Raw genomic sequence first — 18954 nt, forward strand, 5'->3', positions numbered from 1 at the left:
GTTCTTAAAAGACTTCTACAGGTTTTTGTGTATCAAAAGATACGTTTGCTCGTGCTACGGCAGCTTGGATAAAACCTTTGAACAAAGGATGGGGTACACTAGGGCTCGATTGAAACTCCGGATGAAATTGGCAAGCAATAAAGAAGGGGTGTTCGGGTAATTCAATAATCTCTACAAGACGTCCATCAGGCGAAGTTCCACTGATAACATAGCCTGTGTCTACAAACAAATTGCGGTAAGCATTGTTGAATTCGTAGCGGTGTCTGTGACGTTCGTAAATGACTTCTTCTTCATAAAGCTTGTATGCTAGGGAATTTGGCAGTAAACGACAGGGATACAAACCCAAGCGCATTGTTCCGCCCAAATCAATGACATCTTGTTGCTCTGGTAACAAGTTGATGACTGGGTTATCGGTATGGGGATCAAATTCAGCACTATTGGCATCTTTTAATCCGCCAACATCTCTTGCCCATTCAATCACGGAACATTGCATTCCCAAACACAAACCTAAGAAGGGGATTTGGGATTGACGGGCGTATTTTATTGCTGCTATCTTGCCATCCACTCCTCGGACGCCAAAACCACCAGGTACAACTATGCCATCTACACCTTCCAAAAATTTTTCATATCCCTCGGTTTCCAATTTTTCTGAGTTCACCCAACGCAGGTGCAGTTCGCTACTGATAGCTATTGCTGCATGGCGCAGTGCTTCTACTACAGAAAGATAGGCATCGCTTAATTGCACGTACTTACCTACGATCGCAATTTCTATCCGGTGTGTGGGACTGTGCATCTTCTGCACTAATGTCTGCCACTGTAACAAATTCGGTGTCCGTTGCTCCATATTCAGCAACTCTAAAGTTTGCTGCGCCAATCCTTCTTTTTCTAGAATGAGCGGTACTTCATAAATACTTTTGGCATCTTGGGACGTAATCACGCATTCTACAGGGACATCACAAAACTCCGATAATTTGTGTTTTAATGATGCCGGAACTGGGCGATCGCACCGACAAATTAAGATGTCGGGTTGAATCCCAATCGATCTGAGTTCTTTTACCGAGTGCTGCGTAGGCTTGGTTTTCATTTCACCTGCTGAAGCAATCCACGGCATCAGCGTCACGTGCATATACAGTACGTTATGCCGTCCGACATCTTTTCGGAATTGGCGGATTGCTTCTAAAAAGGGCAATGATTCAATATCGCCTACCGTACCTCCTATTTCTGTAATAACCACGTCGGGGTTTGTATCTTTAGCAACTCTGACAATTCGCTCTTTAATTTCATTAGTAATGTGAGGAATCACCTGTACCGTGCCGCCATTATAATCACCGCGACGCTCTTTGTTAATCACAGCTTGGTAAATTGACCCTGTAGTCACGCTGTTCAATCGCGACATTGAAGTATCGGTAAAACGTTCGTAATGTCCCAAATCTAAATCTGTTTCTGCCCCATCTTGAGTCACAAATACCTCACCATGTTGGAAGGGACTCATTGTACCGGGATCGACATTAATATACGGGTCGAGCTTGAGAATTGACACGGAATAATCGCGAGATTTGAGCAACCGTCCCAGACTTGCTGCTACAATTCCTTTACCAATACTAGAAACAACGCCGCCAGTAACAAATACAAACTTAGTCATAGGATTTCAAATGCCTTTGAAGTAGGAAGTATAAAGTATGAAGTATAAAGTATGAAGCATGAATTACAATGTACTTCATTTATAGTTCATTCTTTATCCTCGATCCTTCGTCCTTATTTTTGTAAACTATTATTCTATTTTGACGTGAAATCAGTACTAGCATTAGTCATAATAAGTTCTATAGTTGTTACCTCCAATATAGTTTTGGCTCAAGAGCAATCCCTCAAGATTGTTTATCCACCAGCAAAATACCAAACGAGCGCTCGCAAGGTATTTTTTATTGGTACAGCACCATCTAATGGACAAGTGACGATCAATGGTAAGCCCATCACTCGCAGCAAATCCGGTCATTTTGCTCCAAGTTTCCCCTTAGAATTGGGAGAAAATACTTTTAATATCCGCTATCAGGAGCAAGAAGTCCAAATTAAGGTGACAAGAGTTTCCTCTCAACCGGAACTGTTGCAAGGGCTAGTCTTTGCTAAAGATTCTCTAACTCCTGCAGTAGATACTGCTAAACTTCCAGGGGAACTCATCTGTTTTAGCGCAATAGCTGCCCCAAGTGCTAGTGTTTCTGTCAAGCTGGGAAATCAAACAATTCCTCTGTTACCCCAGCCACAAATGTCGCAACTTCCACCTAACTCGGCTGCTTTAACCGGACAAAATCAACCATCTGTTCAAACTCAAACGGATAAGTATGCGGGTTGTACAACGGTGACAGAATCCGGCAATATGGGACAACCTGAGTTTCAATTGACACGGGATGGTAAGACAATCACTCAACAAAGTTCTGGAAAAATTACCGTCCTCTCACCCGCACAATTGGAAGTTGTTGAGGTAACAGCAGATTCAGGGGTAGCTCGCACCGGACCAAGTTCGGATTATTCGAGGCTGACACCTTTACCCAAAGGAACTCAAGCAACAATCATCGGGAGACAAGGTGAGTGGTTGCGGTTGGATTATGGTGCTTGGATTAACAGCAAAGAAACTCGCGTGCTCAAGGGGGCTGTTCCTCCAAGCACAATTATTCGGAGTTTGGGATATCGCAAACTTTCCGGTATGACGGAAATGGTTTTTCCCCTGCAAGTTCCGGTGCCTGTAAGCGTACAGCAGAGCGATCGCAATTTTACACTCACTCTTCATCATACAACTGCCCAAACTGATATCATCCGTTTGGATGATGACCCTGTCATTTCTCGCTTAGATTGGCAACAACTACCTGCTTTGCCACAGGGAGGACAAGGAGGAGTCCAATATTCTTTTCGCCTCAAATCCGATCGACAGTGGGGTTACAAGCTGAGGTACGAAGGTACAAGTCTGATTTTGGCTTTACGGCATCCTCCCAAAGTCAGAGAGAAAAAACAACAAAAACCGCTAACAGGTATTAAAATTCTGATCGATCCGGGACACGGCGGGAAAGAGTCTGGCGCATCAGGACCGACTGGTTTTTTAGAAAAAGATGTTAACTTGATTGTCTCTAAATTATTGCGCGATGAGTTGGTGAAGCGTGGGGCGACGGTGGTCATGACGCGAGAAGACGATCGCGAAGTCTCTTTAGCAGATCGAGTTGCTGCGATCGACAAAGAAGAGCCAACTGTTGCTTTTTCCGTACATTATAATTCACTACCGGATGAGGGTGATGCTGAAAATACTCAGGGAGTGGGAACTTTTTGGTACCATCCCCAAGCTCACGACTTAGCTATTTTCATGCACAATTATATAGTGAGAGAGTTAGGACGTCCTTCTTATGGCGTGTTCTGGGATAATTTAGCACTGACACGTCCTTTTAGTGCGCCTTCAGTCTTGTTAGAGTTAGGTTTTATGAGTAACCCTAATGAATTTGAGTGGGTAACTGACTCGAGCGAGCAAAAGAAGTTAGCAAAAGTCGTCGCTGATGGAATTGTTGAGTGGTTTGCAACTGATGCTAAAAAATGAGCTAATTCTCGTATCATACAATAAGCGCACTTTATTTAGGCAAAGCTTTTTTCGCTTGAAATAAATTATCTATATAAACTCAAAAACATCTTTTTTCTTTTACAAAAACAAGAAGTTTCCACACTTTTCCTACTTTTATGACTTGCAAGCAAGTATAGTACTTTGGAAATATACCTAAGGTGTTAATACCCGTCAAAATATTCACTATAGTAGGCACAAAGAATCCTTCTAACCTCCAGCACTCAACCTTTCCAATTTTTGGATCTTTCATCCGGTTATGTTTGATAAGGTTAAATTTGAAATCATAAAACTTTTAAGTTCTTGACCGAGAAACTTACTTTTATTACCTTTATTACTTTAAGAATTAAAGCAGTAAAGTTCACAGTTTCTTTAAAAAAGTTTCCGGGTTTCTACTTGAAATTGCAGAAGATAAAAGCTATAGTTGGTTTCGACAATACTTAACAAAAAACACTTAGTATCCTTAAACCCAAAGCAACAGCTAACTAACAGCAGATTAAAATATTAATGTGTTTGAAGTTACAATTTTTTGTGCAGTTGTAAGTGGTTGTACTTGAGGTTTAAAGTGTAACAGTTAAGTAGTCATTGCAGTATAGAAAGGTTTGAAAAATTATGCGACCTCTCTGTGCATTTACCAACATTGTGAGGACATTAAGTGTTATGGACAGCAAAACTGGATTCACTGCTTTTGCGATCGCGGATAACGGTAGTGTAACGATCCCAAGGAGATGGAGTTGCGTGTTTCCAATGCAGTAGCACAAGTTCCTACACAATAAAGTGAGACAAAAATTGCCAGAAGGCAAAAAAGCTTTATTTAAAGTGCAAAATTTTACTCTCTGTCCTCTATATAGCCCGAAGAGTTGGTTGATATTCGGTCAAAGATGTGAAAATCAAAGTTGAAATCATGCCTTTTGACGCATATTAAAGAATTATATTTGATGAATTGAAAGAGAGTTCATGCTATAAGGTCAAAGTGTTTGCATAATAATTTCAATGTCATCTGAAATTTTGCATTGAATTTGATAGGTGGGGAAGTTTTATGGAAGAAACAAAAGGCCATCAAGAAGAAATAGATATTCAAAAGTATTTGCTAGTTATACAGCGTCGCTGGCATATTGTTGCAGGAGTTATGCTTGTTTCAATGGTACTATCGGGACTGGGTATATACTTGCAAAAACCAAAGTACCAAGCCACTGGAATACTTCTTATCCAATCAGATAGAACTTCTTCGCTGACCAAAGCAGGGGAGAAAATAGGACATCTTGAATCACTGATGCGTGAGGGTAACCCATCAGATACCCAAGCTGTAGTTGTAACCTCTGCTCCAATTTTACAACAAGTTATTGACAAATTAGCATTAAAAAATAATGACGGGACTCCGCTACAGCCAGAAGACCTTGAAATTAAGGTAGATCCAGTTGTAGGGACAGATGTTTTGAAGGTTTCCTACACTGCAAAAGCTCCCAATCTAGCAGCAAATGTTGTTAACCTAGTGATGCAAGCTTATGTTAACAATAATATTCAATCGAACCAAGAGCAAGTCCTTGCTGCTGGAGAATTTATTAAAAAGCAATTGCCTTATGCTCGGGCAGATTTAGAACGAGCATCAGAAGCGCTGCGCCAGTTTAAAACTAGCAATAAGATCGTCGAGCTAAAACAGGAGGCAACTTCTGCTATTAGCAATGTTGCCCAGCTCGATGACACAATTAATCAAGCTCAGGCAGAACTTGCTGAAGTGAGCGCCGAACAAGCAAAAGTTTTAAACCAACTCAAATTAGCCGGACAGGATGCAGTGGAAATAACATCCTTGAACCAGATACCGGGCGTACAAGATGTTTTAACTGAATTGCAAAAAGTCCAAACAAAGCTGGCAAATGAAAGAGCACGCTACACTGAGAAACATCCATCTGTTGTTAACTTAGAAAATGAAGAAGTTACCCTGAAGGCTCTACTGAAACAGCGAGTCGGTGAGACTGCTGGCTCCCAACGCGAGATTTCCACCGATAAATTGCAGTTAGGTAAGATCAAGCAGGATATGACCGTTGAGTATGCCAACTTGGAGAAAAAACGGCAAGGTTTGGAAGAGAAAATAAAGTCTTTGTCTGATATCAGAAATGGATACAAACAAAGGCTGACAGTTATGCCGAATTTGGAGAAAAAACACGGAGATCTAGAGCGCAGATTAGATCTGGCTCAGAAGAATTACGAAAACCTGACATTAAGATTGCAGGAAATCCAAGTTGCAGAGAAGCAAACTGTTGGAAATGCTAGAATCATTCAACCAGCTCAACTGCCCCAAAAACCAGCGCTGTCTAAATTGACATTACTTTTACCCGTGGGGGGTATATTGGGCGGGCTACTACTTGGTGTTGCTGCTGCGTTTTTTGTAGACCTAGTAGACAGATCGCTAAAAACAGCTAAGGAAGCTGAAGAATTTTTCAAATACACTGTACTTGGCTTAATACCAACCTTTGAATCTAGCACCAAATCATCAAGCGAATCTAGCACCAAATCATCAAGCGATCGCTTGATGGGCGAAGCGACTTCTCCTCGAGTGATTGTAGCGACTTCTCCTCGAACCGTCGTTCATGAAGCATACCAAATGCTTCAAGCAAACTTAAAGTTTATCAGTCACAAGCGACTTCGCACCATTGTAGTTACCAGTTCTGTTCCGGGAGAGGGCAAATCAGAAGTTTCTGCCAATTTAGCAGCGGTACTCGCTCAGTCAGAAAGAAAAGTTTTACTGATTGATGCAGATATGCGCCTACCATCCCAACATCACATCTGGGGTTTGATTAACTCAGTCGGTTTAAGTAACGTTATTGTTGCTCAGGATGAATTTTCTCAGGCTGTACAAGAAGTGACAAGTCACTTATCTGTCCTGACTGCAGGGGTTCAACCTCCCAATCCTCTAGCTTTAATTGATTCAGAACGCATGACCTCTCTGATTCAAATGTTTTCTGAAACTTATGACTACATCGTAATTGATACCCCTCCTTTAGTAGGGACTGCAGATGCTGCCATTTTAGGAAAAATGGCAGACGGAGTTTTGTTGGTGGTTCGACCTGGTGTTGTTGATTCTAGAAGTGCTACAGCAGCAAAATCTCTTCTAGAACGTTCTGAAGCTAACATTTTAGGAATTGTTGCTAACGCTGTTAAAGTGAAGCACGAGCCTAACAGTTACTTCTATTATGCCGATCCTCGCACCGGACAAAGTGTAACAGAAGCTGAAGTGGAGAGTGAACGATGGGTGTACAAATAAACTCTGTACCAAAGATCGAGATATCTGAAGCTTCAGATCTTGGTCTTTGGCAACAAATAAAAGAAGACTGGATTGCTCATGGAAAAGATTGGACCAAGCCGGGATTTCGAGCAGTAGCAGTTCACCGTTTTGGTGTCTGGAGAATGACAATTAAACCCAAACTTTTACGAGCACCTTTCAGCATTCTTTATGGAATGCTGTATCGTAAAGTTCGGAATCAGTACGGGATTGAGTTGCCTTACACTGTTGAACTTGGTCGTCGCGTCATTGTTGAACATCAGGGAGATATAGTTATTCACGGATACTGCGCTATTGGTGACGACAGTATTATTCGCCAAGGAGTGACTTTGGGGCTTCGTTATCTAGATCGTCCGTTTGAAGCACCCAAGCTAGGTAAACGCGTGAATGTTGGTGCTGGGGCCAAAATCTTTGGCGATGTCTCTATTGGAGATAACGCAAATATTGGTGCTAACGCTGTAGTTCTGTGCGATGTTCCACCTGGAGCAACAGCTGTAGGGATACCTGCAAAAATTCTTGTTAGAGGTTAGTTGTTAGTGATAAGCAAGTAGGTTGGGTGGGTATGACCCACCGATAAATGTTGGTGGTTATAGCCCGTCCTTGCCGTAAAATCCGAAATTTCAAGTCCAAGGTCACACTGAGGTTACAACTTTATGTCAGTTAGCCAAATTCTGGCTTTTTGTACTGATGCAGTTTTGTTGCTCGGTGCATCAAGCGTTGCGCTCGTTTGCCTGTTTTTTCTTCTCGAATGTACTGCTGCTCTATTCCCAACAGCCTCTTTTAACTTTAAAGAGAGTTGGCACAATACCAAAGTAGCTGTCCTAGTACCTGCTCATAACGAAGAACTGACGATCGGAAAAACATTGGAAAAACTCACTCCGGTGTTGAAAAAGCAAGACCGCTTGATTGTCATTGCTGATAACTGTACTGATGCAACGGCCGAAATTGCTCGTGCTGCAGGTGCTACAGTTATTGAACGTCATGACTCTTCTCTCAGGGGAAAAGGATATGCCCTGGATCGCGGTTTGCGGTTTATAGAGTCAGAACCTCCTGATGTTGTCGTGTTGATGGATGCTGACTGTATAGCTCATCTGGGTGCAGTAGAGAAACTGAGTCAGTATGCGATCGCTACAGGACGACCCGTTCAGGGTATTTACTTGATGAAAAGAGATCGAAACTCTACATCTTCAAGAGATTTGGTTTCACAATTTTCTAATGTAGTGAGAAATTTAGTTCGTGCTCGTGGAGGAGCATTCTTAGGAATACCTTGTTTGCTCAATGGTACGGGTATGGCTTTTCCTTGGTCTGTGATTCGCTCGGTCAATTTAGCTAGCGGTCATATTGTTGAAGATATGAAATTAGGGTTGGATTTAACCATAGCCGGACACAAACCCATTTTTTGCTCGGAAGCAATGGTAACAGGGTATTGGCCATCTCAGGTGCAAGCAGCTAAAACTCAACGCACTCGTTGGGAGCACGGTCATCTACAGATGATACAGGCTTATCTTCCCCTTCTTCTAAAAGAGGCTGTGAAACAAGGTCGGTTCGACTTAGTCATGAGCGCTCTCGATTTGTGTATTCCTCCTCTGTCTTTGCTTGCAATCGTCTTGTTAGCAGTGATGACGGGTTCTTTACTAGGTGCGGTATTGGGTGCATCTTGGATTCCATTTGCGATCGCAGCCACTGCTGGATTGTCTTTTTTCAGTGGAATTCTTGTAGCTTGGGCGAAATTTGCCAGTCAAGATGTGCCTTTAGGCCAATTGTTAACGATTCCTTTATATGTACTTTGGAAGATTCCAGTTTATTTCAAGTTTTTAGTCAAACCTCAAGATACCTGGATTCGTACAGAACGAGATGTAACTTAAATAGGAGAAGCTTGAAATGCGGGTTGCCATTGTTGCCGAACATGCTTCTAGTAAATATGGTGGAGAAGCGTTTTTGCCACTGAATTATTTTAGATTGCTGCGAGCACGGAAAATAGAGGCATGGTTGATTGTTCATTCTCGCACGCAAGCTGAACTAGAAGCCCTTTTTCCAGAAGAACGCGATCGCATTCACTTTATATCTGATACTTGGATACACAAAATCCTATGGCGCTGCACGTTGTTGCTACCTAGAAGAGTTGCAGAAATGACGACCGGCTTGCTGAGTTCTCTGTATACCCAAAGTCTTCAGCGTAAACTTGTCCGCCAAATTGTTTACCAAAACAATATAGATGTCGTGCATCAACCAATTCCCGTTGCACCTAAAAACCCCTCGCTGATATTTAACGTTGGCGCACCAGTTGTTATTGGTCCAATGAATGGTGGAATGGAATACCCTCCGGCTTTCCGCTCTCGGGAGAACTTTTTGATTAAACCACTCGTTTCACTAGGACGCCAATTTGCAGATTTTTGCAATTATCTTTTACCTGGTAAAATTAGAGCGCAAATGCTGTTAGTCAGTAACGAACGGACAAGAAAAGCACTCCCCACTGGAGTCGTTGGTAACATTATTGAGCTAACAGAGAACGGTGTGGACTTGTCCGTGTGGGAACCGGCACCACTGGAATTGAAGACACTCAATCCAGCAGGGATTAATTTTCTTTTTGTTGGGCGGCTAGTAGACTGTAAAGCTATAGACTTACTGCTTTTAGCCTTTCAAAAAGTGGTTGCCCAAATCAATGCTAGTTTAGAGATCGTTGGAGATGGCAATCACCGCCAGAAACTAGAAGCTCTGACTCATAGTTTAGGCTTGGCAAATCAAGTTACATTCACTGGTTGGCTGTCTCAAAAGGATTGCGCTAGCAAGCTAAGAGCCGGAGATGCACTCGTTATGCCAAGTTTGATAGAGTGTGGTGGAGCAGTAGTTCTGGAGGCAATGGCGATCGGATTACCCGTAATTGCAACAAAATGGGGTGGTCCTATGGATTACTTGGATGCCACTTGTGGTATTTTAGTTGAGCCTTCTTCAAAGGAAGAGTTTATTACTGGGCTCACCAACGCTATGTTAAAGCTTGCACGGTCACCTGAGTTGCGCTTGCAAATGGGTCGTGCTGGGCAACAGCGTGTTCGCGAGTATTTTGATTGGGAACGTAAAATTGACTGCATTCTTGATATTTATCACCAAACTTGTAAAATATCAAAATTCAATCAAAGAAAACTCAAGTCATTAATCCAGGTGGGTTGAATTTAACATGATGCTGACTTAGGTAGAGGTTGCTAGAGAGCGAGTCTAGCAATGAACATGGGGGAAAACTCGGTTGTTTGAGTCATAAAGCTCGATAGCTCTTCTGCTCATTTGCAGCAACCAAGTTTTTGATATTACTGTACTAATTCTCTACAGGGCCATTGCCGCTCGCTAACTTTATAAGCGATTTTCTGATGTGCTCTTTGGAAGATTCCTGTCTGTCTTTGGTTTGTAATTAAACTTCAAAATGTCTGAGTTCGTAGAGATAACAGCAAGCGATATCGATTGACCGGTGACTGGTGACTGATTGCAGGTCGCTAGTAAAATTCTATAAATAGCTTGATTTGTGCTTTGAATTTGTCTGTCTGCCGATCGTTCCTTTGAAGATAAAAAAGCAGGAGCAACTCATGAACTCTCAAGACCTAGGTTTGACCGTATTACTTAACTACCAAGTTCAAAGTCAGGAAAATTCACAAGTGCTCGTGGTTAGAAAGTTTTTCGATGAGATGAATAAATTTTCTAGTCTATGGCCTGGTAAAATGAGACTTCTAATAGAGCAAGATCCAACAAAAAAAGAGTTGCTAGAAACTGTCACTGTTAACCCAGATGAGTTACCTTACGAGTTACAAATCGTCTCTTATAAAAACCTCAAACCTGCTGTTCTTCTAAAAAAGACATCGATTGTATATAGCGCTGTAGGAGCTAAGCATAACAAAATCAGTCAGTATTGCAAATCGGCTGGTGTTCCCTGTATTTATATCTCTGAATACAGCTTCAAAGCTAGAAAACAAATTGTAAATATAAGCACAAAAAATCCAATTCTCCGTTGGCGAAGAATTTTATGGGAGCAAAATCAAGAAAGAAAACAGGTCAATGGCATAAAGTTGGCTGAGGGTATTCAATGTAATGGCACTCCTACTTATAACGAATACCGTAAAATCAATTCTAATGCCTTTCTGTATTTTGATAATCGAGTTCCTGACCGCTTATTAGCAAAGCGTCAAGAGCTTGAAGAAAGAACTAATGACTTGTGTGAACCCAATCGACCTCTACGGCTTTGTTTTTCCGGTCGTCTCATTAAAATGAAAGGTGCTGACCATCTTATAGATATTGCTCAAGAACTCAAGCAATTAGGGGTTCGGTTTCAAATGTTTATTTTTGGTAATGGCGACCTGAAAGAGAAGATGCTGTCTGAAATTGCAGCAAGCGCTCTGAGTGATTCTGTGAAAATGATGGGGATGGTGAGCTTCAATACACAACTGCTTCCTTTTGTCAAAAAAAATGTAGATTTGTTCGTTTGCTGTCACAGACAAAGCGATCCTTCATGTACTTATCTAGAAACAATGTCATGTGGTGTACCAATTATTGGATATGACAATGAAGCTTTTGCAGGAGTTGTACAACATTCTAAAACGGGATGGTTAATTGAGATGGATAGACCAAAAGCATTAGCTCGAAAAATTGCTATCTTAGACAAAAACAGACAATTGATTAGAGAACAGTCTTTTCAAGCTTTAGAGTTTGCTCAAGAACATACGTTTGAGAAAACATATCAAAGACGGCTGAAACATATAGAAGAAACTTGCTACAATTTTTATGGTTGGCGTCAGCAAAAACGCTTGTTAGTTGAATCATAGATAATACGAAAAGTCAACAGTCTAATTCAATAGGAAACTAAATATTTCCATCGCGACTGTTGACCGATCGCTAAAAATAATTTTTTTGCTATTCCAATTAAACAAATTTAAACCAGTGAAAAAATTTTTAGAAAATGCCGAGATTTTCTTTGCCATATTAGGATTAACTTTTTTCTCAGGTGTATTAGGTATCGGCGCTATGGGTGATGTTCTTCCAAGCGCTGTTGCCACATCTATTAGATATATAGTTTGGGTAGCCTCAACTCTTCTTATTTTTATCTATTGGAAAAAATCTTTGATCGCAGCTAGCCGAGATGTATTACTTTGTCTATTGACAGTTTTATCTTTATTATCATTTGCATGGTCAGAGTTTCCAGATTTTACATTATCTAATGCAAAAGAAATCTTTATGATGACCTCTTTTGGTTTGTACTTAGCTACAAGATTTACCTTAAGAGAGCAGGTGCAACTTATTGCTTTTACTTTATTATTAGGAGCTTTCTTCAGTATATTTTTTGCTATTGTATTTCCTTCCATTGCAATACATGGTTTCGACCACCCAGGAGCATGGAGAGGAGTGTATGGATATAAAAATACACTGGGTAGCATGATGGTTTTAAGCTCACTAGCCTTTTTTTCACTGCCAAAAGATTCTTCAATTTTATATAAATGGTTTGGTTTTAGTTTATCCATAGTTTTGATGTTACTGTCAACATCAAAAACTTCCTTGGTTCTTTCTTTCTTACTTATATTAGTTATGTTATTTTATAAAAATTTTCGTTGGCAGGGAAAAATTAGTGTAATTTTTGTAGACATTGGAGTTCTTGTTCTAGGATGTCTTTCTCTAGTCATTTTTAGTTATTGGGTAGAACTCATTTCTGGCTTGGGCAAAGATCCTACCCTAACCGGACGTACACCTCTATGGGCTACTGCAATATCCCGGTTAATGGAAAGACCGTTTTTTGGATATGGGCGTGATGCCTATTGGGCTCCTAAAAGTAAGTTTGCGGTCGAAGCAGGTAAAGCGATATCAGGATGGATTCCACCCCACGCGCACAATGGATTTCTTGATGTAGCACTTGATATTGGCTTAGTTGGGTTATCCCTTTTTCTAGTAAGTTTTGTTATCGCCTTTGCTCGGGCTTTGAAACGAGCTTACGCCACTAAAGATACAGAAGAACTTTGGCCATTAGCTTTCCTGAGCTTCTTGGCAATGAATAACATGACAGAGAGTTTTTTAATGCGTTTAGCTAATTTATATTGGGTTCTTTACATAGCAATTGCTTTTACCGGACATCAAAAAAGACTGAAAAGAGATTAAAAAAATCATTTTTATAAAAAATCAACATTACCGAAGAGAAAACAGGAAATAACATGAACGAACAACCGTTGGTTAGCATTCTCATTAATAACTATAACTATGCACAATTTTTACGCAAATCAATTGACAGTGCTTTAAATCAAGGATATTCTCTTATAGAAGTTGTTGTAGTTGATGATGGTTCTACAGATAACTCTAAGGACGTTATCAAGAGTTATGAAAATCAGATTGTTTCTGTCTTGAAGCAGAATGGAGGGCAAGCGTCCGCTTTTAATGCAGGTTTTAAAGCTAGTAAAGGAGATATCATCTGTTTTCTTGATGCTGATGACTACTTTCATCTAAATAAAGTCAGTCAAATAGTTGAACTTTTCCAAAAAAATCCTGAATTAGGTTGGATTTTTCACGAACTAGATGATGTGAATGCAAACGGACATTCTTTAGAATTTCGAGCCGATCGAAGCATTCACAAGTTTTCATTGGTTGATTTCCGTAAAAAGATGCTTGAGGGAGGTAACCTACCCTATCTTCCAGCGACTAGCGGGTTATGTTTCAAACGAAACGTACTAGAGCAAATATTACCAATGCCAGAACAAATTTTAATTTCTGCAGATAATTTTTTACGATTAGCAACAATTTCTAAGTCACCCGGTCTGTTATCTCCTGATAAAGTAGCCGTTCATCGTATTCATGGAGCGAATTTATTTGAATTTAGAAAGGATTACGAATACATCAACGCAGCAACGAATATCAAAACATGTTATTACCTAAGAAAGTGTTTTCCTGAAACTAAATCTTACACTAATAGACTTTATGCTCACGCAGTTGGAAGACTTATTGGGAAAACAAATCTAACTAAGGTTTTACAAATACCTGAATTTAAAGAATACATCAAAGATTACTTTTCTTTGGAATTTGGAATTGTGGGAGGTTCTAGAATCTTTTATAACTACTTGAAAAGTATCTTAATAAATTTTAAATTTTTATTAGGTCGTAAAAGTAGTGTTTAAATTTGATTGAGTTTCCTCCAGCCATCCTAAAAAAGGTGTCTTTCAATTAAAAAAAGTTGTTGCCATCTGTGCGAAGACAGCACAACTACGAGCCCAAAAGCAACTAAGGTCAATTTGAATCGATAAAAGACAGTATCGTTTTAGGAGGTATGACTTTGCAATCTATTGGAGTTGTTGTTATCGGGCGCAACGAAGGAGAACGTCTCCATCATTGTTTAAAATCAGCGATGGGCGAAAACCGAACTGTCGTTTACGTTGATTCTGGGTCAACAGATGGTAGCGTGGCACTAGCACAGTCCCTTGATGTTCGTGTAGTGGAACTGGATCTATCTGTTCCCTTTACAGCAGCTCGTGCGAGAAACGCAGGTTTTGAACACTTATTGCAGGTGAAACCAGAGGTAGAATTTGTTCAATTTGTAGATGGAGATTGTCGGATTGTTGAGGGATGGTTGGAAAGCGCCGAACAGATTTTAGTCTCTCAACCAGACGTTGTGGTAGTGTGCGGTCGTCGTCGAGAAGAATTTCCTCACCAATCAATTTACAATCTCCTTTGTGATATTGAATGGAATACTCCCGTAGGTGAAGCTAAAGCTTGTGGGGGTGACGCCATGATGCGAGTCAGTGCATTCAAAATGGTAGGAGGTTACAATCCAGTACTCATAGCAGGAGAAGAACCAGAATTGTGCGTGCGGCTGCGTCAAATAGGTGGTAAAATTTTGCGTATTGATGCAGAAATGACTCTACATGATGCCCAAATTCTACGTTTTGGACAATGGTGGAAGCGTTCAATTCGTAACGGTCATGCTTATGCAGAAGGCGCTTGGCTCCACGGTCGCAGTCCAGAACGGCACTGGGTGAGGGAAAGTCGTAGAATTTGGTTCTGGGGTTTGTTTTTGCCTTTATTGGCGATCGCTGGTGTATTGCCAACCATGGGGCTGAGTGTGATGTTACTTTTAATAGCTTATGCTTTTTTAGTTTACCGCGTGTACCGCTTTACCCGAAAACGGGGCTTTTCAGCATCAGATGCAATTGTTTACGCTCTGTTTTGCGTGTTAGATAAATTCCCACAACTACAAGGTCAAATTAAGTTTCACCTGTCTCGCTTATCCAAGCAGCAGAGCACTATTGTGGAATACAAAATGGCTAATGGCTAATGGCTAATGGCTAATGGCTAATGGCTAATGGCTGATGGTAGTGGTTGTGACTAACTACTAACCCTAACTACTAATAACAACTAATAACAACTAACTCTAAATGGCAACAAAACTCAAATCAGCCGTAATTGGTACGGGGGCAATTTCTAAAGAGCATTTAAAGTTTCTGTCTGAGTGCGATCGCGCTCATCTGGCTGGTGTGTGTGACCTTTCAAATGCTGCTGCTAGATATGCAGCACGACGGTTCGGTGCAGACTCGATCTACACTGACTACCGCCAAATGTTAGATGAGGTGAAGCCTGATGTTGTTCACATTTTGACTCCTCCTAACACCCACAAGCGGATTGCCAAGGATTGTTTGGAAGCTAACGTACACGTCTTTTGTGAGAAACCAATTACACCAACCTATGATGAATTCAAAGAACTTTGGGCATTCTCGCAGTCTCAAAATCGTTGGCTAATTGAAAATCAGAACTACTGCTTCAACGAACAAATCCTTGCCATTAAACAATTAGTTGATGATGGTACTATTGGTGAAGTGCAGGAAGTTGAAGTTCGCGTAGCAGTTGATGTTCGCAGTGGTGGACCGTTTGCAGATGAAAATCTGCCCAATCCCATTCACAAACTTCCCGCAGGCGTTGTTCATGATTTTATTACACACTTGTGCTCCTTAGTGGTGCGCTTTATTCCGGATTTTGACCGCGTCAGTGCGGCTTGGAGCAATCACGGTGGTGGAGATTTATTTAAGTACGATGACTTGGATGCGATCGTGATTGGAGGCTCAAAACACGCTCGGATTCGATTCACCTGTCACGCGTTACCCCAATGTTTCTTTATCACAGTACGTGGTTCAAAAGGTTACGCGGAAACAGATTTATTTCAACCTTACCTTCGCTGTGTTGTACCTCGTGGTGGTAAACTCCTCTCGCCGTTAATAAACCATTTTGTTAATGGATGGGAGTTGATGGGAGCATCAATGACTAACTTCCGCCGCAAGGTGATGCAAAAAACTCCCTATGAAGGTCTGCACCGTCTTTTAGATAAAACTTATACAGCATTAGCCGATGGTGAAACGCCACCAATTACTTTTGAAGACATGGAACGAACAAACCGTTTAGTGCAATTATTACTTCTGGAGGCAAATCAAATATGAAACTCTTGATAACAGGAGCATCAGGTTATCTGGGCAAGTATGTTGTTGCGGAAGCCTTGCGACGGGGACATAAAGTGCGTGCAGTTGTACGACCTGCAAGTTCTGTCAATCGCTTGGCTTGGCACGATCATCCATCAGTAGAACTTGTCCGTCTCGATCTGCGGCGAAAGGATGGTATTGTTGAGGCTCTGCGGGGTGTAGATGCAGTCCTCCATTTGGCAGTCGTTAAAGATGGTGACTTTTACGGGCGATTTGCTGGTACAGTTATCGCTACGGAAAACTTGCTTGATGCAATGATTCAAGCCCAAGTCTTCCGGTTAGTTGACATTAGCACCTTCTCGGTGTATGACTACTCATCTGGTAGAGCAATTACCGAAGAGACTCCCCTTGAGAGCAAACCCCTCGATCGCGACGAGTATGCTCAAGTCAAGCTTCTCCAGGAAGAACTTGTACGTGAGTTTGAGCAAAACTATAAAGCACAAGTGACATACATTCGCCCTGGGATGATTTATGGAAGAGATAACCTCTGGAACACTTGTATCGGAGCTCCTTTGGTTGGGAACCTGTGGTTAAAAGTTGGTGGTAATGCAAAATGTCCCTTAGCATATGTAGAAAATTGTGCAGATGCAATTGTCAGCGCTGTAGAACGCAATGAAGCAATTGGAGAAACTCTCAACATCATTGATGACAATTTGCCTACCCAAAATGTTTATGCCAAGAAACTGGCGCAACACTTAGACTCTTTACCGCGCACAATTTCCATTAGTTGGCCTCTCATGCGCTTCTTAGCATGGATTTTCTGGACGTACAACCAACAGATCCTTAAAGGGCAAGCAAGATTCCCTGGTATATTTATTCCCAGAGTGCTGGATGCTCGGTTTAAGCCGTTCCAATATCCCAATACTCGTGCTAAAAAAGTTTTGCAATGGCAACCCAAATATTCTCTTGATGAAGCAATTGAGCGCAGTTGTAGTGATATGGAACTGTTAGATGTACCTTCTCCCGCACCTTCGTTACAAACTGTGGGGGGCTAGGTCATGCGGATTGCCTATCTAACTGGTGAGTACCCTAGAGCAACGGATACCTTTATCCAACGTGAAGTTGCTGGTTTGAGAGAACTTGGTGTAGAAGTCCATACCTTTTCCATTCGCCGCACGGGGGATGAGCATATGGTAGGACCGGAACAAAAGAGCGAACGCGATCGCACGTTCTACATCCTTCCCCCCAATCCCATTGCCTTACTCCTGGCGCATCTCAGTCTATTTTTAAGTTCCCCAAGTAGATATTTGCGGGCGTTGAAACTAGCATGGGCTACACAACAACCAGGATGGCGCGGGTTAATCTATCAACTGTTCTACTTTCTGGAAGCCGGCATTCTCGCTCAACAAATTAAGACCAAGCGTATAGAACACCTGCACAATCACTTGGCAAGTTCTAGTGGTACTGTAGCAATGATAGCGGCTGAGTTGGGCGGGTTTACTTACAGCTTTACACTTCACGGTCCAAACATCTTTTTTGAACCCTATCACTGGCGACTTGACGAAAAAATCAAACGAGCGCTGTTTGTATGCTGTATCAGCCATTACGCTCGCTCTCAAGGAATGGTGTTTGCACCTATTGACAAATGGAATCGAATGCATATCATTCATTGCGGTATCGATCCAACTTTATTTGATGTTGTGACTCACAACCAATTGGGAAAACGGCTGCTTTTTGTGGGACGATTGGCGGCGGTCAAAGGGTTGCCCGTTCTTCTAGAAAGCCTTGCTGCTTTAAAAGATGTTGAACCGGAGATCGTGCTAACAGTCGTTGGAGATGGACCAGATCGCGCTCAATTGGAAAAAATAACTGACGAACTGGGATTGACAGATCGTGTCGAATATGTTGGTTATAAGTCCCAAGCAGAAGTACGCCAGTATTTGCAACAGACAGATGTGTTTGTGATGTCTAGCTTTGCAGAGGGTATACCTGTTGTCCTGATGGAAGCCATGGCTGCGGGTGTACCGGTTGTAGCAACGCAAATTGCTGGAGTCAGTGAGTTAGTCGAAAATGGTGTTAACGGCTATCTAGTTCCACCAGGGGATGCAATCTCCCTAGGAGAGTGTATCAAAAAATTACTCCATGCTCCTCAACTCCGAGTTACATTTGGCACGGCGGGTAGAGCAAAAGTTGAAAAAGACTTTAACATTATCTATGAAGTTACACGGCTGCATTGTGTCATGAATGCAGCACTACAAGGACGTATCGAGCTTATTCGTCCGAAGCTACCAGAAAAAGAGGTTTCGATTTTAACAACCAAAAAAGAAGCTGCTATCAGCAAAGTGTAACTAAGCCAGTGGGTGCAAACAATCATTACTGGTTTTTCGTTGCAACGCGTGCGTTCGCTACTCTTGCATACAGCAGGTACAGACAGCGCTACTCCAAGTTAAATACAAAGATTTTACTTTTCGTTAGATACTTGTAAATTTTTCTGCCCACCTACTTATAACAATTCATGAGTACCGAAATGCTCTTCTCTATATATGCCCAAGATTTAGTTATTTAGTGATGGTCTTTAGGGATTTCTAAGAAATAAATTATCCTATCCATCTTGTGGGATAGGCGTCCTTCCCTGTCCTATATCGGTAGCAAGTTTCAGGCTC

The 18954-nt window shown here is 41.5% G+C and carries 13 protein-coding genes; 12 read left to right on the top strand and 1 reads right to left on the bottom strand.

What is annotated here, in order from left to right:
• Positions 1–4: 4 nt before the first annotated feature.
• The gene (locus tag HC643_RS13190) at positions 5–1642 is read right to left on the bottom strand and encodes a CTP synthase (RefSeq protein ID WP_038079564.1); all 1638 of its coding nucleotides are present in this window, start codon (positions 1640–1642) and stop codon (positions 5–7) included.
• Positions 1643–1786: 144 nt separating this feature from the next.
• On the opposite strand from HC643_RS13190, the gene HC643_RS13195 reads away from it, so the two are divergent.
• From HC643_RS13195 to HC643_RS13250, 12 genes are all read left to right on the top strand, one after another.
• Positions 1787–3574 carry an N-acetylmuramoyl-L-alanine amidase gene (locus HC643_RS13195; RefSeq protein WP_038079562.1) on the top strand — a complete coding sequence of 596 codons (1788 nt, stop codon included), beginning with the start codon at positions 1787–1789 and terminating at the stop codon, positions 3572–3574.
• Positions 3575–4631: 1057 nt separating this feature from the next.
• Positions 4632–6854, top strand: a complete 2223-nt coding sequence (locus HC643_RS13200) for a GumC family protein (RefSeq protein WP_038079549.1) — start codon at positions 4632–4634, stop codon at positions 6852–6854.
• Positions 6839–7402: a serine O-acetyltransferase gene (locus tag HC643_RS13205; RefSeq protein ID WP_038079547.1), complete on the top strand. Its 564-nt coding sequence runs from the start codon at positions 6839–6841 to the stop codon at positions 7400–7402. The genes HC643_RS13200 and HC643_RS13205 overlap by 16 nt, the downstream gene beginning before the upstream one ends.
• A 123-nt stretch (positions 7403–7525) precedes the next feature.
• Positions 7526–8737 (top strand): glycosyltransferase family 2 protein, encoded by a 1212-nt coding sequence (locus tag HC643_RS13210; RefSeq protein ID WP_038079545.1) that lies wholly within the window; start codon positions 7526–7528, stop codon positions 8735–8737.
• A 16-nt stretch (positions 8738–8753) separates the two neighbouring features.
• Entirely contained in the window at positions 8754–10040 is a 1287-nt protein-coding gene (locus tag HC643_RS13215) for a glycosyltransferase family 4 protein (protein ID WP_038079543.1), read from the top strand.
• 407 nt (positions 10041–10447) lie between these two features.
• Positions 10448–11677, top strand: a complete 1230-nt coding sequence (locus tag HC643_RS13220) for a glycosyltransferase family 4 protein (protein ID WP_167844675.1) — start codon at positions 10448–10450, stop codon at positions 11675–11677.
• A gap of 115 nt (positions 11678–11792) precedes the next feature.
• Positions 11793–12998, top strand: coding sequence for an O-antigen ligase family protein (locus tag HC643_RS13225; RefSeq protein WP_050045747.1), 1206 nt, complete (start codon positions 11793–11795; stop codon positions 12996–12998).
• A gap of 53 nt (positions 12999–13051) precedes the next feature.
• A complete protein-coding gene (locus HC643_RS13230; protein WP_167844676.1) occupies positions 13052–14005 on the top strand; it encodes a glycosyltransferase in 954 nt (317 codons plus the stop codon).
• A 155-nt stretch (positions 14006–14160) separates the two neighbouring features.
• Positions 14161–15159, top strand: coding sequence for a glycosyltransferase family 2 protein (locus HC643_RS13235; protein WP_038079730.1), 999 nt, complete (start codon positions 14161–14163; stop codon positions 15157–15159).
• Positions 15160–15259: 100 nt separating this feature from the next.
• Positions 15260–16312: a Gfo/Idh/MocA family protein gene (locus HC643_RS13240; RefSeq protein ID WP_038079540.1), complete on the top strand. Its 1053-nt coding sequence runs from the start codon at positions 15260–15262 to the stop codon at positions 16310–16312.
• On the top strand, positions 16309–17346 hold the full coding sequence (locus HC643_RS13245; RefSeq protein WP_038079539.1) for an NAD-dependent epimerase/dehydratase family protein: 1038 nt from the start codon (positions 16309–16311) through the stop codon (positions 17344–17346). The genes HC643_RS13240 and HC643_RS13245 overlap by 4 nt, the downstream gene beginning before the upstream one ends.
• A gap of 3 nt (positions 17347–17349) precedes the next feature.
• Entirely contained in the window at positions 17350–18639 is a 1290-nt protein-coding gene (locus HC643_RS13250; RefSeq protein ID WP_038079535.1) for a glycosyltransferase, read from the top strand.
• The last annotated feature ends 315 nt before the right edge of the window (positions 18640–18954 follow it).

Source organism: Tolypothrix bouteillei VB521301, from assembly GCF_000760695.4.
GTDB lineage: Bacteria > Cyanobacteriota > Cyanobacteriia > Cyanobacteriales > Nostocaceae > Scytonema > Scytonema bouteillei_A.

Bases quoted from the DNA above. Each gene is read 5' to 3' on its own strand.
- HC643_RS13200 (WP_038079549.1), top strand. From the start codon at position 4,632: ATGGAAGAAACAAAAGGCCATCAAGAAGAAATAGATATTCAAAAGTAT.
- HC643_RS13230 (WP_167844676.1), top strand. From the start codon at position 13,052: ATGAACGAACAACCGTTGGTTAGCATTCTCATTAATAACTATAACTAT.
- HC643_RS13205 (WP_038079547.1), top strand. From the start codon at position 6,839: ATGGGTGTACAAATAAACTCTGTACCAAAGATCGAGATATCTGAAGCT.
- HC643_RS13240 (WP_038079540.1), top strand. From the start codon at position 15,260: ATGGCAACAAAACTCAAATCAGCCGTAATTGGTACGGGGGCAATTTCT.
- HC643_RS13190 (WP_038079564.1), bottom strand. From the start codon at position 1,642: ATGACTAAGTTTGTATTTGTTACTGGCGGCGTTGTTTCTAGTATTGGT.
- HC643_RS13210 (WP_038079545.1), top strand. From the start codon at position 7,526: ATGTCAGTTAGCCAAATTCTGGCTTTTTGTACTGATGCAGTTTTGTTG.
- HC643_RS13215 (WP_038079543.1), top strand. From the start codon at position 8,754: ATGCGGGTTGCCATTGTTGCCGAACATGCTTCTAGTAAATATGGTGGA.
- HC643_RS13220 (WP_167844675.1), top strand. From the start codon at position 10,448: ATGAACTCTCAAGACCTAGGTTTGACCGTATTACTTAACTACCAAGTT.
- HC643_RS13250 (WP_038079535.1), top strand. From the start codon at position 17,350: ATGCGGATTGCCTATCTAACTGGTGAGTACCCTAGAGCAACGGATACC.
- HC643_RS13245 (WP_038079539.1), top strand. From the start codon at position 16,309: ATGAAACTCTTGATAACAGGAGCATCAGGTTATCTGGGCAAGTATGTT.